At 44.9% G+C, this 13,841-nt stretch carries 10 protein-coding genes and 1 other annotated feature; of the genes, 4 read left to right on the forward strand and 6 right to left on the reverse strand.

What is annotated here, in order from left to right; translation table 11 throughout:
- Position 1: 1 nt before the first annotated feature.
- Entirely contained in the window at positions 2 to 2,413 is a 2,412-nt protein-coding gene (gene leuS, locus JOD21_RS08255) for a leucine--tRNA ligase (protein ID WP_204729143.1), read from the reverse strand.
- A 57-nt stretch (positions 2,414 to 2,470) separates the two neighbouring features.
- Positions 2,471 to 2,681 (reverse strand) — a binding site (T-box leader).
- 53 nt (positions 2,682 to 2,734) lie between these two features.
- Positions 2,735 to 3,916: an MFS transporter gene (locus JOD21_RS08260; RefSeq protein WP_204729144.1), complete on the reverse strand. Its 1,182-nt coding sequence runs from the start codon at positions 3,914 to 3,916 to the stop codon at positions 2,735 to 2,737.
- Positions 3,917 to 4,332: 416 nt separating this feature from the next.
- On the opposite strand from JOD21_RS08260, the gene mnmL reads away from it, so the two are divergent.
- On the forward strand, positions 4,333 to 5,292 hold the full coding sequence (mnmL, locus tag JOD21_RS08265; RefSeq protein ID WP_204729145.1) for a tRNA modification radical SAM protein MnmL/YtqA: 960 nt from the start codon (positions 4,333 to 4,335) through the stop codon (positions 5,290 to 5,292).
- Complete coding sequence (gene mnmM, locus JOD21_RS08270) at positions 5,289 to 5,861, forward strand: tRNA 5-(aminomethyl)-2-thiouridylate-methyltransferase MnmM (RefSeq protein WP_204729146.1); 573 nt, start codon at positions 5,289 to 5,291, stop codon at positions 5,859 to 5,861. Before mnmL ends, mnmM begins: the two co-directional genes overlap by 4 nt.
- Before the next feature lie 434 nt (positions 5,862 to 6,295).
- Here mnmM and JOD21_RS08275 read toward each other — a convergent pair whose 3' ends face one another.
- From JOD21_RS08275 to JOD21_RS08285, 3 genes are all read right to left on the reverse strand, one after another.
- Positions 6,296 to 7,297, reverse strand: a complete 1,002-nt coding sequence (locus tag JOD21_RS08275; RefSeq protein WP_204729147.1) for an LLM class flavin-dependent oxidoreductase — start codon at positions 7,295 to 7,297, stop codon at positions 6,296 to 6,298.
- Positions 7,298 to 7,378: 81 nt separating this feature from the next.
- The gene (locus tag JOD21_RS08280; RefSeq protein WP_204729148.1) at positions 7,379 to 8,473 is read right to left on the reverse strand and encodes a tetraprenyl-beta-curcumene synthase family protein; all 1,095 of its coding nucleotides are present in this window, start codon (positions 8,471 to 8,473) and stop codon (positions 7,379 to 7,381) included.
- Positions 8,474 to 8,488: 15 nt separating this feature from the next.
- Positions 8,489 to 9,292 (reverse strand): alpha/beta fold hydrolase, encoded by an 804-nt coding sequence (locus JOD21_RS08285; RefSeq protein ID WP_204729149.1) that lies wholly within the window; start codon positions 9,290 to 9,292, stop codon positions 8,489 to 8,491.
- 111 nt (positions 9,293 to 9,403) lie between these two features.
- Here JOD21_RS08285 and JOD21_RS08290 point away from each other — a divergent pair, with 111 nt between their 5' ends.
- Positions 9,404 to 9,940 carry a gamma carbonic anhydrase gene (locus tag JOD21_RS08290; protein ID WP_204729150.1) on the forward strand — a complete coding sequence of 179 codons (537 nt, stop codon included), beginning with the start codon at positions 9,404 to 9,406 and terminating at the stop codon, positions 9,938 to 9,940.
- Positions 9,941 to 9,952: 12 nt separating this feature from the next.
- Positions 9,953 to 11,464, forward strand: coding sequence for a potassium/proton antiporter (locus JOD21_RS08295; protein ID WP_204729151.1), 1,512 nt, complete (start codon positions 9,953 to 9,955; stop codon positions 11,462 to 11,464).
- A 30-nt stretch (positions 11,465 to 11,494) separates the two neighbouring features.
- On the opposite strand, the gene JOD21_RS08300 is transcribed toward JOD21_RS08295, so the two are convergent.
- Positions 11,495 to 13,603, reverse strand: a complete 2,109-nt coding sequence (locus JOD21_RS08300) for a type IA DNA topoisomerase (RefSeq protein WP_204729152.1) — start codon at positions 13,601 to 13,603, stop codon at positions 11,495 to 11,497.
- Between the last annotated feature and the right edge of the window lie 238 nt (positions 13,604 to 13,841).

Consider the following 13,841-nt stretch of genomic DNA (forward strand, 5'->3'; position numbering starts at 1 on the left):
ATCAGTTTGCTACGATATTGACGAGTTTACCTGGAACTGCAATGACTTTGCGGATCGTTTTGCCTTCTGTTGCAGACTTCACTTCATCCTGCTCCATTGCTAGTGCTTCCATTTCTTCACGTGTTGCTTCAAGCGGCACCATCAGTTTTTTCTTCAGCTTGCCGTTAATTTGTACCACGATTTCAACTTCATCATCAGTCAGCTTGGACTCATCAAAAGTTGGCCACTCTGCATAGCTCAGTTCACCTTCACCAATCTTTTCCCACAGTTCTTCAGCTAAGTGCGGCGCAATTGGTGACAGCATTTTAATAAAGCCTTTTATATAGTCTGATGGAATGACGTCAACTTTGTATGCCTCATTCACAAATACCATCAGCTGTGAGATCGCAGTATTGAAACGGATGCCTTCAATATCTTCAGTCACTTTCTTCACAGTCTGATGATACACTTTTTCTAGTGCATCACTGTGCTGGTCAGCAACTTTATCAGTCATCTTCCCTTCGTCTGTTACAAGCAGTCTCCAGATACGCTCAAGGAATCTTCTAGCACCGTCAAGACCATTTTCAGACCATGCAACAGATGCTTCAAGCGGTCCCATGAACATTTCATAGACGCGCAGCGTATCGGCACCGTGTGTTCTGATAATTTCATCAGGGTTTACGACGTTGCCTTTTGATTTACTCATTTTTTCGTTGTTTTCACCAAGAATCATTCCCTGGTTAAACAGCTTCTGGAACGGCTCTTTTGTTGGTACTACACCAATATCATAAAGTACTTTATGCCAGAAGCGTGCATACAGCAGGTGCAATACAGCGTGCTCAGCTCCACCTACATAGATATCGACCGGCAGCCAGTGTTTAATTTTTTCAGGATCAGCCAGCGCTTCGCTGTTCGTTGGATCAATATAGCGCAGGTAATACCAGCAGCTACCCGCCCACTGAGGCATTGTGTTCGTCTCACGGCGGCCTTTCATCCCTGTTTCAGGATGAGTGACATTCACCCAGTCTTCAATATTGGCAAGCGGTGACTCCCCTGTTCCTGAAGGCTTAATATTTTCTGTTTTTGGCAGCTCAAGCGGCAGTTCTGATTCGGGTACGCCTGACATTGTTCCATCTTCCCAGTGAATGATTGGAATCGGCTCACCCCAGTAACGCTGGCGGCTGAACAGCCAGTCACGCAGGCGATAAGTAATCTTTTTAGTGCCAAGACCTTTGTCTTCAAGCCACTCAATTGATTTTGTAATGGCTTCTTCTTTCCCGAGCCCGTCAAGGAAACCTGAATTCACATGCTTACCTTCTCCTGTATAAGCCTCTTTAGAAACGTCTCCGCCTTCAACGACTTCACGGATCGGCAGGTTGAATTCTGTCGCAAACTCATAGTCTCTTTCATCATGGGCAGGTACAGCCATAATCGCACCGCTTCCATAACTCATGAGCACGTAATCTGCAATCCAGATTGGCATTTTCTCATCGTTTACCGGATTGATCGCATAAGCGCCTGTGAATACACCAGTCTTCTCTTTGGCAAGATCTGTACGCTCAAGGTCACTTTTCGATTTGATTTTTTCAATATATGCATCAACTGCATGTTTCTGCTCAGCTGTTGTAATTTGATCAACAAGCGGATGCTCAGGTGCAAGTACTGCATACGTTGCGCCAAAAAGTGTATCAGGACGCGTTGTGAACACATCGAACTTCTCGCTTGTATTATCGATGTTAAATGTAATTTCAGCACCTTCAGAACGGCCGACCCAGTTGCGCTGCATATCTTTAATGCTTTCAGGCCAGTCGAGTTCTTCAAGGTCATCAATCAGACGGTCTGCATAAGCAGTGATTTTCAGCACCCACTGCTTCATCGGACGACGCTCTACCGGATGTCCTCCGCGCTCACTTTTACCGTCAATAACTTCTTCATTTGCAAGAACTGTTCCAAGTGCCGGGCACCAGTTCACAGCCACTTCATCTACATAAGCAAGTCCTTTTTCATACAGCTTAAGGAAGATCCACTGCGTCCATTTATAATATTCAGGATCCGTCGTGCTTACTTCACGATCCCAGTCATAAGAGAAGCCAAGCTCCTGGATCTGTCTGCGGAATGTATCGATATTTTTCTTAGTGAATTCAGCAGGTGAATTACCTGTATCAAGTGCATATTGTTCAGCAGGAAGACCGAATGCATCCCATCCCATCGGATGAAGCACATTATAGCCCTGCATACGCTTATAGCGCGCAAGAATATCAGTCGCTGTATAACCTTCCGGGTGTCCTACGTGCAGACCTGCGCCGGATGGATATGGAAACATATCAAGTGCGTAGAATTTCTTCTTTGTGAAATCCTCATCTGTTTTAAATGTTTTTTCTTCAAGCCAGTGCTTTTGCCATTTCTTTTCGATCACTTTATGATCAAAGCTCATACCAGTTCCTCCTAATGTAAAAAATTACCTTTAATAAACAAAAAACTCCCGCCCCAATTATGGGACGGGAGGTGCTTATACACTCCCGCGGTACCACCCAATTTCGTGTACACGCGCTCAAATCCTTATCGCGGAAAACGGATTATGCTACTTCTTTTCACATAATCGACTCAAAGGTGAGTTCACAGTGCTGCCGGTCTGTTTTCACCACATACAGACTCTCTTTTAACGGCTGCTTACTGTTACTATTCCTTTTCAACGTCTTTTTTATAAATGACTATTTCCTATTGTATGCAATTGACTGAAAGCTTGCAAGTCTTTTTAAGCTGCAGCGGCTGCCTGTTCTTTTTTCAAAGGCAGATCGTAAACGAATGTAATAAAAATGGAGACGAAGATTAATCCGATCAATAGGAAAAACAACGGCGTCATGCCGTACAGATCCACCATGATCCCGCCAAGCAGCGGTCCAATCATTCTTCCACCGGTAGCTGTGCTGTTGACAACACCCTGATAAAAACCTTCTCTGCCTTTTGGTGCAAGTCTGCTGGCAATAGTCGGCACAGCAGGCCAGATCAGCATCTCACCAATCGTCAGAATGATCATTGCAGCTAGAAAACCCTGAAAACTTCCTGCATAAGCAGTCACGCCGAATGACACCATAAAAATAACTGCGCCAATGGCCATCTGGATCTTCAGGTTATGCTCAAACCTTTTAACAATCGTTTTGATCAGCGGCTGACCAGCTACAATTAATACGCCGTTCACGGTCCATAACAGACTGTATTGCTCAAGCGGAATATTGATCTGCTGTGTGTAGTCGGCAATAGTGGACTGCCACTGAACGTATCCGACCCAGCATAATAAATATCCTGCGCATAAAATTAGTAATGATGTAAAAGCTGCCTTACTCTTAATCCTGCCCCGCTCCTGCAGCACACTCGTCTGAATGTTCGGCTGCAGTTCAATCTTTTTATAGGTTAAAAGTGCAATTAAAAAGAAAACAACATACATTGCAAAGTTCGCAATAAAGATATAATCAAATGAGAATGATGCAACAAAGCCTCCCATTGCTGCCCCCGCAGCTACCCCGATATTGGTTGCAAGATAGATCGCATTAAACGCTTTTCTGCCGCCTTCAGGCCAGACCGACCCGGCCATTGCATACATGGAAGGAAACACGATGCCTGAACCGAATCCGATCAAAATCATAAAGAATACATAATGCGGCCATCCGTGCCAGATCATCAGTCCGCCGACAGATGTCAGCGTAATCACAATCCCTGACATAATTGACCGGTAACCGCCGATTTTATCAAACAGCACCCCGCCAAGCAGATTACCAAGCACACTCGCACCGGCATTTGCCATCAGCACAAGCCCGGCAGTTGTAAGTGACTTACCAAGCTCGCCGCTTATATAAATCGTATTTAACGGCCATAAAAAAGAAGCCCCCGTTACATTGATTGCCATACCAATCACTAAAAACCACAAAGAACGCGGCACTGAAGTCCCTCTTTTCGTATCTATTTCGTGTACCAAATTATTTTAACTGTATTGGTTGGTGAAAACAAGATGATGATAGGAAATTTGAGTGAACGAATCATCCGTTCCGGCCATACAACATTCAGATACACGGATACGACCTTTGTGGCGGCTGATACGAACACAAAACAGTGTCATAAGACTATTGAGGCTGCCGACACGACCATAAACCCTGGTGTATCCAACCGTTGCTGGGGCTAATACGACAATTAACCGAAGACATACGACCTTCGCACAGACTTTTATGACTTTAAGGCGGCACACCACCGCGTGACATGGCACTTTTTGATCAATACATCCTCATTCAGTAGTCCCCTAACAAGAATCATGGTAGAATGCCAAGAGTACGTTACTAGCAATGAAGGAGGTTCAAACCTTTGGCAACAGAAAATCCTTTTCAATATGCGGCTGACAATAAGCGCTATCATACATGGAACTATCATTTAAGAAATCAGTTTGGACATAAAGTATTTAAAGTGGCGCTTGACGGCGGCTTTGACTGCCCGAATCGTGACGGCACAGTCGCACACGGCGGCTGTACATTCTGCAGCGCTGCAGGATCCGGTGACTTTGCAGGAAACCGGGTGGATCCACTTGAAGTTCAGTTCAATGAAGTCAAAACACGCATGCACCGTAAGTGGAAGGAAGGTAAGTATATGGCTTACTTCCAGGCTTTTACGAATACACATGCACCGGTTGAAGTACTGCGTGAAAAATACGAGAAAGTACTCGGATTTGAGGATGTAGTCGGCTTATCGATTGCAACCCGCCCTGACTGTCTGCCGGATGATGTAGTAGACTATCTGGCTGAGCTGAATGAACGCACGTATCTGTGGGTGGAATTAGGGCTGCAGACTGTGCATGAATCAACTGCAACTATGATCAACCGCGCACACGATTTTGAGTGCTACAAAGAAGGCGTCAAAAAGCTGCGTGACCGCGGAATCAGAGTCTGTTCACATATCATTAACGGACTTCCTGGTGAAGACCGCGACATGATGATGGAAACAGCACAAGCGGTTGCGGACCTTGATGTTCAGGGAATTAAAATCCACCTGCTGCATCTGTTAAAAGGAACACCTATGGTTAAGCAATATGAAAAAGGCCAGTTGGAATTTATGTCGCAGGAGGATTACGTAGAACTTGTCTGTGATCAGCTGGAAATTCTACCACCGGAAATGATTATTCACCGCATCACAGGTGACGGACCTATTGATCTGATGGTCGGGTCGATGTGGAGCGTGAATAAATGGGAAGTACTGACGGGTATAGACCGTGCACTCATTGAGCGGGGGTCCTGTCAGGGAAGCAAATATGTAAGCGGGGTGCGTGCATGAATCTCGACCGAATTCTCCCGTATACAAGAACGCTGTTAGAGAGAGCCGTTAAACCTGGCGAAGTTGTCATTGATGCAACAGTCGGCAACGGCAACGACACACTTTTTCTCGCCCGCCTTGTCGGCGATCATGGCAGAGTATACGGATTTGATGTGCAGGATGATGCAATTGATGAAACTGCCTCAAAACTTGAAGAACACGAACTGAAAAATCGCGTCCTGTTATTCAAACAGGGTCATGAAACCATTGAAGACACACTGCCGCCGGTTCATCACGGCGCTGTTGCAGGAGCGATCTTTAACCTTGGCTACCTGCCGGGCGGAGATGAGTCGATCGTGACCAGACCGCGCACAACTATTGCAGCTGTTGAGCAATGCCTGCGGGTCATGCGCTCAGGCGGCATGATGATTCTTGTGATCTATCACGGACACCCTGAAGGCGCTGTTGAACGCGACTACCTGCTGCGCTACTGCGAAAAAATCGACGGACTCGATGCCCAGGTACTGCGCTACCAGTTCATTAACACCCAGACACCTTCGCCGTTTATACTGGCGATTGAAAAGAAATGAAAAACAGCCATGTGATCAAATTGATCACATGGCTGTTTTATATCTTTTGGGTTCTTAGAAGGTGGTTGGTGATTTCCGCTCCAGGGGGAACGCTTTCCGCAGGACGTGCGGTGAGCCTCCTCGAAGCTACGCTTCTGCGGGGTCTCACCTGTCACGTTTCTCCTGCTGGAGTCATCCCCCTTCCGCTGCAATCAACAGCTGTGCTAAAAAATTTTTAAACTTTAATAAAGCGTTTAATTAAACATTTACAATTTAAATCAGAGAGTTTAATACCCTCCAGCTGGTCCCTGAAGTGAAGGGCTGAGACTCCTGTGGAAAAACGGAGGGCTGAGACCCCGCAGGGCAGTGGTTTTCTGCCCGAGGAGGCTCAGACGTTCGTCCACGGAAAGCGAAGTCCTTCACGGAAGGGGCCAGCGGCATACAGGACGATATTTTTACAGCATTCTCTCTGCAATCCGCTTATACGAATTCATCTTATCCTCAAAATCATACGCAATCGTCGTCAGCATGATCTCATCAGTCTCATACTCCTCAGCAAGCCTGTGCAGCTCTTTTTCAACATGATCAACACCACCAATGACCATACGCTTCCTGTTTTCAAGCACGCGCATTCTCTCAAAGTGACTATACGGATACGCCATCGCTTTCTCAGGACTCGGTGTCCCTTTAGACGGCATGCCCTGCTCAAGCATAACCATTGAAAGGTCAAGACTCGATGCAATCCGCTCTGCATCCTCCATCGTTTCACCGCATATCGTAAATACTGCGACTGAATGCTTTGGCTTGTCATAGTATTTTGACGGCTTGAATCTTCTCAGATACTGTTGTGTATATGATGGACCGCCCTGTCCGTTAATAAATAAAGCAAACGTATAAGGCACGCCCAGTTCAGCAGCTAAAGCGGCTGATGAAGGACTTGAACCAAGCATCCACAGATCAGGTACTGTCTGTGTGACAGGCGTTGCTTTGATATTGCCGTAAGGATGATCTTCAGGTATATCATCATGCAGATACTGCAGTAATTCAACTGCCTGATCAGGATAACGGTTCACATCGCGCGGCTTTCCGTCTGATAATGCATAGGAAGCTCTCGGCATACCGCCTGGTGCCCGGCCGATACCGACGTCAATACGTCCTGGCGTCAGTCCTTCTAGTACTTTAAAGTTTTCTGCTACTTTATATGCACTATAATGCGGCAGCATGACGCCCCCGGAACCGACTTTAATCCGGTTGGTTTTCGCTGCCAGATGTGCAATTAACACTTCAGGTGAAGAACCTGCAAGGGTAGGCGTATCGTGATGTTCAGACACCCAGAACCGCTTAAACCCGAGCCTGTCAGCAAGCTGTGCGAGTTCAACCGTCTGACTTAGTCCCTGTTCTGCAGTTCCTCCCTCTGAAATAGAAGATTGATCTAATATGCTTAATGTCAGTGACATAATTCCACTCCTCTCACCAAACATTATGTTTAATTCTATTTAAAAAGTCGAATATTCCGCTTAGCGAAATATCCGACTGATTTATATCTGTTCCTGCTTCAGATAAATATTGCCAGGCAGCATTTTCATCATGTTTCTGTAGGCACGTCCATTCATATAAAAGAAAAAGCTGACTGACCCGCTTGAACGGATCATCTTTCTGGCAAGCTTTCTTACTTTCTTCTGCTTGTTCACTTTATCGTCAGACAAATATACACCCAGCAGACCACGGTTAATTAATTTGTGAAAGCGGCTGTGTGGAAGTTTTTTTGTATGGCGGTCAGCCTGTCTGATAAAATGCTGCATTCTCGCAAAAAGAATCTCATGATCTCTGTAGTAAAAACAGAAATTAAGATCCCCCTCTTCTCTGTCTTCTTCCTGATCAATCAGGTAATCAAGCAGAATATGCAGGCCCTGTATGTAAGGAAAGTAGCTTTCCCGGATTGCAGCTGCATATTCCGGCTTAAAGTCCGGTCTGAGGGCATAGGAGACCAGACAGAAGATGCCAAGCGTTGAACCGGTGCAGGCAGAGAATTCAAACCATTCCATTTCAGGGAAATCACTGCGGTGCGTTTCAAACCAGTTCTGGAGCCTTTCCTCCCTCTCATTCTCTGCCACGTGTTTATGTATTTGCAGTTCGCAATAGATGCGTGATAAATACAATAGTTCATCCTTAATAAGCGGATAATGAGGAATCCTTGAGAGCACTTCCTGACAACGGAGCACCAAACCAGATAAATAATGATCTTCCCGGTCTTCACGCAGGCGGTAATAATCTCCAGGCACTGCCCCGACAGTGAGCGCATCCTCCATTGCCTGATGGAGTGCAGCAAAATCTTCAGGGTCAAGCGAGGTACTGCGGTCACACAGATTATCAAGATAATCACTGATCGTCTGATAAGCAACGATGAATTCGATCGCGTCACGCTTACCCTTTAATGCAAGCAGTGACATGATCCCCCCACCTTCACAGTGAAAAGCTTTATCTTTCACACTGTCAACGGCCTGTTTTTTTAATTCTTCATTTTCAATCTGCAACGCTTTTTGTTTCCAGGCATAAAGCTCCCTGTGAACGATTGGAAATACTTTTCTGTACACCTGATTCATCAACAATAACGGTTCATTCGGAACTGACATGTTAACCCACCTCTTTTACAGATCATAACCAATTGATCTCAGTCGATTTTTAACAAACGATTCTGCATAGTGAAACACTTCATCCCGCTCTGGTTCATTGAACACCTCGTGATAGCACTGTTCCCACTCTTTAAATTGAAACTCGTGAAGCTTACGTGACAGCAGCCATTTCTTTGCCGGTGCAGTATCAACCAGTTTGTTCTGTCCTCCCTGCATCAGCAGCACCGGTACATCCGGAAAATCACTGTCTTCTGCAAGTGTCTGTTTCATTGCATAAAGCACTTCACGGTACCACCTGACAGATACACGTGATACATAAATCGGATCTTCAAGGTCAAGTTCAATAATTTCTTCATTGCGCGTTGCATCCTGAACCGTAAAACCGAATGTGAATCGATGTTCAGGTGATAACTTATTCAGACTGCCCGAGAGCAGATGACTAAATTTTGAAGGTGTATGAGCGTATGCAAAGCTCGGATTGGATAAAATCAATCCAGCGATTTCATACTTTTTCATATACATCATTCTTGTTGCAATTAAACCTCCAAGCCCCTGACCTATCAGGAAGATCGGCAGGTTAAAAAGCATGGCTGCTTCAATCCATTGTCCGACTGCTGTTTCATATTCTTTAAAAGAGTCGATATGTCCTCTTTCTGTTCTCTTCACCATGCCCTGACCCGGCAGGTCACCCATAACAACGTGATATCCTCTCTCACGCCACATTTCAATTAACCAGCCATATCTTGCATGGTGCTCAAGTTCGCCATGTACGATCACAATGACACCATGTGCGATTCCATCTGTTTCCCATTTCCACATCACAAGAACACCTGCCTTTCAAATTCATAGAAGCCTGTATTGTGAAGTATTCAGCATGCCTGTGGTAAAATAAACTATACCATATTTTTTATATCACAAAGGAGCGATATGATGATACTTTCCTTTAAAGACCATCATCCTGATATTGATCAGAGTGTTTACATATCTAAAACTGCAACCGTCACCGGTAATGTAAAGATCGGAGCTGACTCAAGTGTCTGGCCCGGCTCAGTTATCCGTGGGGACGTATCACCAACCATCATCGGACACAAAGTGAATATACAGGATTTATCCGTACTGCATCAGAGTCCGGATCTCCCTCTTGTGATTGAAGATGAAGTCACAGTGGGACATCAGGTTACCCTGCACAGCTGTACGATCAGAAAAAATGCGCTGATTGGCATGGGATCAATCATTCTTGACGGAGCAGAGGTCGGGGAAGGTGCTTTTATAGGCGCCGGCAGTCTCGTGCCACCCGGCAAAAAAATTCCGGCAGGGATGATGGCATTTGGCCGTCCTGCAAAAGTCGTCCGGGAAGTGACTGAAGCTGACCGCACTGACATGCAGAGAATCGTCAGGGAATACGCTGAAAAAGCACAGTATTATAAGCAGGAAGAAGAAAAGAAACGAAGCGGAGATGATGCTTAATGAGTGATCCGCATGCTGATTGAGTCTTTTGGTATTGATTCATTTATTCTTTTAACCGGCCTGTTACTCGTTACAGGGGTATTAGTAGCAAAATTTTCTAATAAATGGGGGCTGCCTGCGCTCGTTTTATTTATCGTCATTGGTATGCTTATAGGCAGTGACGGTCTTGGGATTGTCTATTTTGATGATGCCCGAGCTGCTCAGCTGATCGGAATCTTCGCGCTCGTTATCATCCTGTTTGAAGGCGGGATGCAGACAAAATGGCAGACAGTCCGTTCAGTTGCGCTGCCGTCTCTTTCCCTGGCCACATTAGGTGTCATTCTGACGTCCGGTATCGTAGGCTATGCAGCATACCTGATTTTTGATGTAACGCTGCTTGAAGGTCTTCTGTTCGGTGCAATTGTTGGTTCAACAGATGCTGCAGCTGTATTCTCTGTATTAAAAGAACGGAATATTAAAGCTAAAATGGGGGCGACACTTGAAGCCGAATCAGGTACGAACGATCCAATGGCTGTTTTCCTTACATTATCTTTTATAGAGCTGATATCAAATCAGAACGCTTCGATTTGGGGACTGATTCCTTCTTTTATTCTGCAGATGGGAGCGGGTCTTGGTACAGGGTTGATCCTTGGCCGTATCGCTTCTTTTGCCCTTAACAGAATCAAGCTCGATTCGAGTGGTTTATATCCTATTTTTTCAGTGGCATTTGCTCTTTTAACGTATAGTATTACCGCCATCATTGGTGGAAGCGGGTTCCTTGCAGTGTATGTGGCTGCATTAATCATTGGAAATAATGAACTGACATACCGCTACTCTATCTTCCAATTTAATGAAGGGTTTGCCTGGATGTCTCAGATTCTTATGTTCATTATTCTTGGACTACTCGTATTTCCGGGCGAATTGTTTTCAGCTGAAATTGTCATTAATGGCCTGATCCTGTCAGTAGTGCTGATCTTTATCGCACGTCCGATCGCAGTCTTTTTATCAGTCGCGGGCATGAAATATAAGATGAAAGAAAGAATCTTTATCTCATGGGCAGGACTGAGAGGGGCTGTGCCGATCATACTGGCTACATTCCCCGTTGTAGCAGGTCTTGAAAACGGGCAGCTATTTTTCAATGTCGTATTCTTTATTGTGTTGACTTCAACATTACTACAGGGATCTACGGTCTCTTACGTTGCTAAAAAGCTGAATCTTGTCGGACCAAAAAAAGATACACCTCACCATTCGCTTGAACTGATCTCAATCGGTAAAGCAAATGCTGAAATGATTCAGTTTCATACAAACCGTGACATTGCCATAGTCGGACAAAAATTAAAAGATTTGAAATTCCCCCACCAGGCAACGATCAGCGCAATCGTCAGAAACGATCAATTGATCAGCCCGTATGGTGAAACACAGATAAAAGCAGGAGACTTCCTCTATATACTTGTGAATACAAAGCATAAAGAAGAAGTGAAAAGGCTGCTTGAAGAAAAGAAAAAACCAAAGCCGAATCAGGAGAAAGCACCTGCCGGCAAATAATTTAAACCGCAGCGACTGCTGCGGTTTTTTCTATTTGAAAGCCATTTCGATTTTTCCATCTTTCAGCACCAGTCTGGCACTGAAAGTTTTTCCTGCTTTACTTTTGAATCCTTTAATCATACCGGTCTGCCCTTTTTCACAGAGCGCTTTAATCTGAGCATCTGAAATTTTCTTTTTCAGAAGCATTTTCGGCAGTGTCTGTCTGCAGCCCTGCTTATATTCACTGCATCCAAAAAAGCCTCCCTTATCAACCATTACACCTTTTTTGCATGCCGGACAGATGGGCATGATGGAAGACTTTTTCTGACCTGATGATGCAGATGCTTTTACATCTCCCATCTGCTTAGGCGCTTCAGCAATCATATGCTGAATAAATTTCGCAATGTTATTTAGGAAAGCTTCCTGACTGCCTTCTCTTCTGCCGATCTTTTTTAGATAGGTCTCCCACCTTGCTGTCATTTCTGGACTGCTGAGCAGCGTTCCACCGATCACCTGACAGAGTGTCACTCCTTTATCAGTAACAGAGACCGTATTTTTTGTTACGATGATATACTGCTGTTTCTTTAGAGTATCGATAATGGATGCACGGGTGGCTTCCGTCCCAATCCCTTCCACTTCCTTCAGCATCGCCTGATCCTGCTCATCTTCGAGCATCTTACCGGCTGTTTTCATCATCGTAATCAGCTGACCTTCAGTGTAAGGTTTTGGCGGCTTTGTTACATCTTCTTTTATATTCACTATGGATCCTATATCGTCCCCCGTTTTTAAAGGAGGAAGGATGGTGTCCTTTTTATTATCTTCACTGAATAGCTCTTTCCAGCCGCGTTTTTTCTCAACCGTTCCTTTCACGCTGAAAAGAATACCTTTAACATCAACGTCAATCTGCGTTTCTTCATAGTGATAGTCTTCATGGAACATCGCAAGTGTACTGTTTAGAATTTCGTTGTAGATGTTTTTCTCCATCGGCTTCAGCTTGTCGACTCTGTCCTTCGTCAGCATCTTTTTAGTCGGGATGATTGCATAGTGCTCCTGAACTTTCTGATCCTGTACATATTTCGGACGTGGCTTAGGGTGAGCTGTCTCAAAAGATGTACCGGCTGCCTGCTTCATTTGGTCAAGCTGCCCTGACAAATATCTGAACTCACTCATTGTAATGAACTGACAGTCCGTTCTCGGGTATGATACAAGCTTTTTTTCATAAAGATCCTGAACAGTTTTTAACACATTCGACGGACTGTATTTATAGCGTCTGTTCATTTTCGCCTGAAGCGATGAAAGACTGTGCAGACTTGGTGCAAGCATCTTTTTGAGCTTTTTCTCAGCTTTTACAACACGCCCCTGTGAGTCTTCTCCTGTTAGAACGCCATGCTTTTGCAGTATTCCGTCAGCTTCTTCCCGGGTTTTAAAAGTTGTTTTATGCTTTGTCTGAAATTTAATACCGCTTTCTTTATGATCAGCAATCAGCTGGAAGAATGGCTCAGGTTTAAAGTTTTCAATTTCATGCTGACGCTGCCAGATCATATAAAGGGTTGGCGTCTGGACTCTCCCCAGACTGAACGGACCATCTACCCCTTTTTCCTGGAGAAGCAGTGTATAAAGTCTTGAGATATTCATCCCGACAAGCCAGTCACTGACCTGCCTTGTCTGCGCTTCATCATATAATGGGAGATAATCCTCTCCGTTTCTTAATTCCTGAAAGCCTTTTCGGATTACGTCTTTTTCAAGGGAGTTGATCCATAGCCGCTTTGTCGGCTTATGCATATAGCCCGCCTGCTCAATAATGGAGCGTGCGATATTTTCCCCTTCACGATCACTGTCTGTTGCAACTACAATCTGGTCTGCTTTTTTGAGGAGGCCTTTGACAATATTGAACTGCGCACGTTTTGCATAAGGCACTGTGAACTTGAACTCTTCCGGAATCATTGGCAGCGTATCGAGCTTCCAGCGCTTCCACTCCGGCTTATATTTCTGCGGTTCCTCAAGCGATACCAAATGTCCGAATCCCCACGTAATCGCAGCTCCTCCAGGGAATAGTGGATCTTCTATATGAAAATAACCATCTGTTTTTTTTGCTGTGTGAAATGCATCTGCGTAGCTTTTTGCCTGTGAAGGTTTTTCTGCGAGAATAACTGTAAACAAAGGAATTCCTCCTAAAATTGTCCGAAGCATGAATCGGGGCTTTGTGTACTTATCATATCATGTGCAGGGAGGGATGGCGAACACTTATTCTGTTTGGGTGGGTGGTGGTTCAGAAAAAAATCCGGGAGGTTCAGAGAATACATGTAAGCGTCAAAGCATTCACACGTTGATTACTTTCATGGTCATATTTGAGGCAACAGAAAAGCCGTACCCTTCCGGGACGGCTTTTCTCTAATGC

It is taken from the genome of Jeotgalibacillus terrae, assembly GCF_016908195.1.
Taxonomy (GTDB): domain Bacteria; phylum Bacillota; class Bacilli; order Bacillales; family Jeotgalibacillaceae; genus Jeotgalibacillus; species Jeotgalibacillus terrae.

Excerpts from the sequence above, each read along its gene's own strand:
- leuS (WP_204729143.1), bottom strand. The coding sequence starts at position 2,413 with ATGAGCTTTGATCATAAAGTGATCGAAAAGAAATGGCAAAAGCACTGG.
- mnmM (WP_204729146.1), top strand. The coding sequence starts at position 5,289 with ATGAATCTCGACCGAATTCTCCCGTATACAAGAACGCTGTTAGAGAGA.
- JOD21_RS08275 (WP_204729147.1), bottom strand. The coding sequence starts at position 7,297 with ATGTCACTGACATTAAGCATATTAGATCAATCTTCTATTTCAGAGGGA.
- JOD21_RS08280 (WP_204729148.1), bottom strand. The coding sequence starts at position 8,473 with ATGTCAGTTCCGAATGAACCGTTATTGTTGATGAATCAGGTGTACAGA.
- JOD21_RS08285 (WP_204729149.1), bottom strand. The coding sequence starts at position 9,292 with ATGTGGAAATGGGAAACAGATGGAATCGCACATGGTGTCATTGTGATC.
- JOD21_RS08290 (WP_204729150.1), top strand. The coding sequence starts at position 9,404 with ATGATACTTTCCTTTAAAGACCATCATCCTGATATTGATCAGAGTGTT.
- JOD21_RS08295 (WP_204729151.1), top strand. The coding sequence starts at position 9,953 with ATGCTGATTGAGTCTTTTGGTATTGATTCATTTATTCTTTTAACCGGC.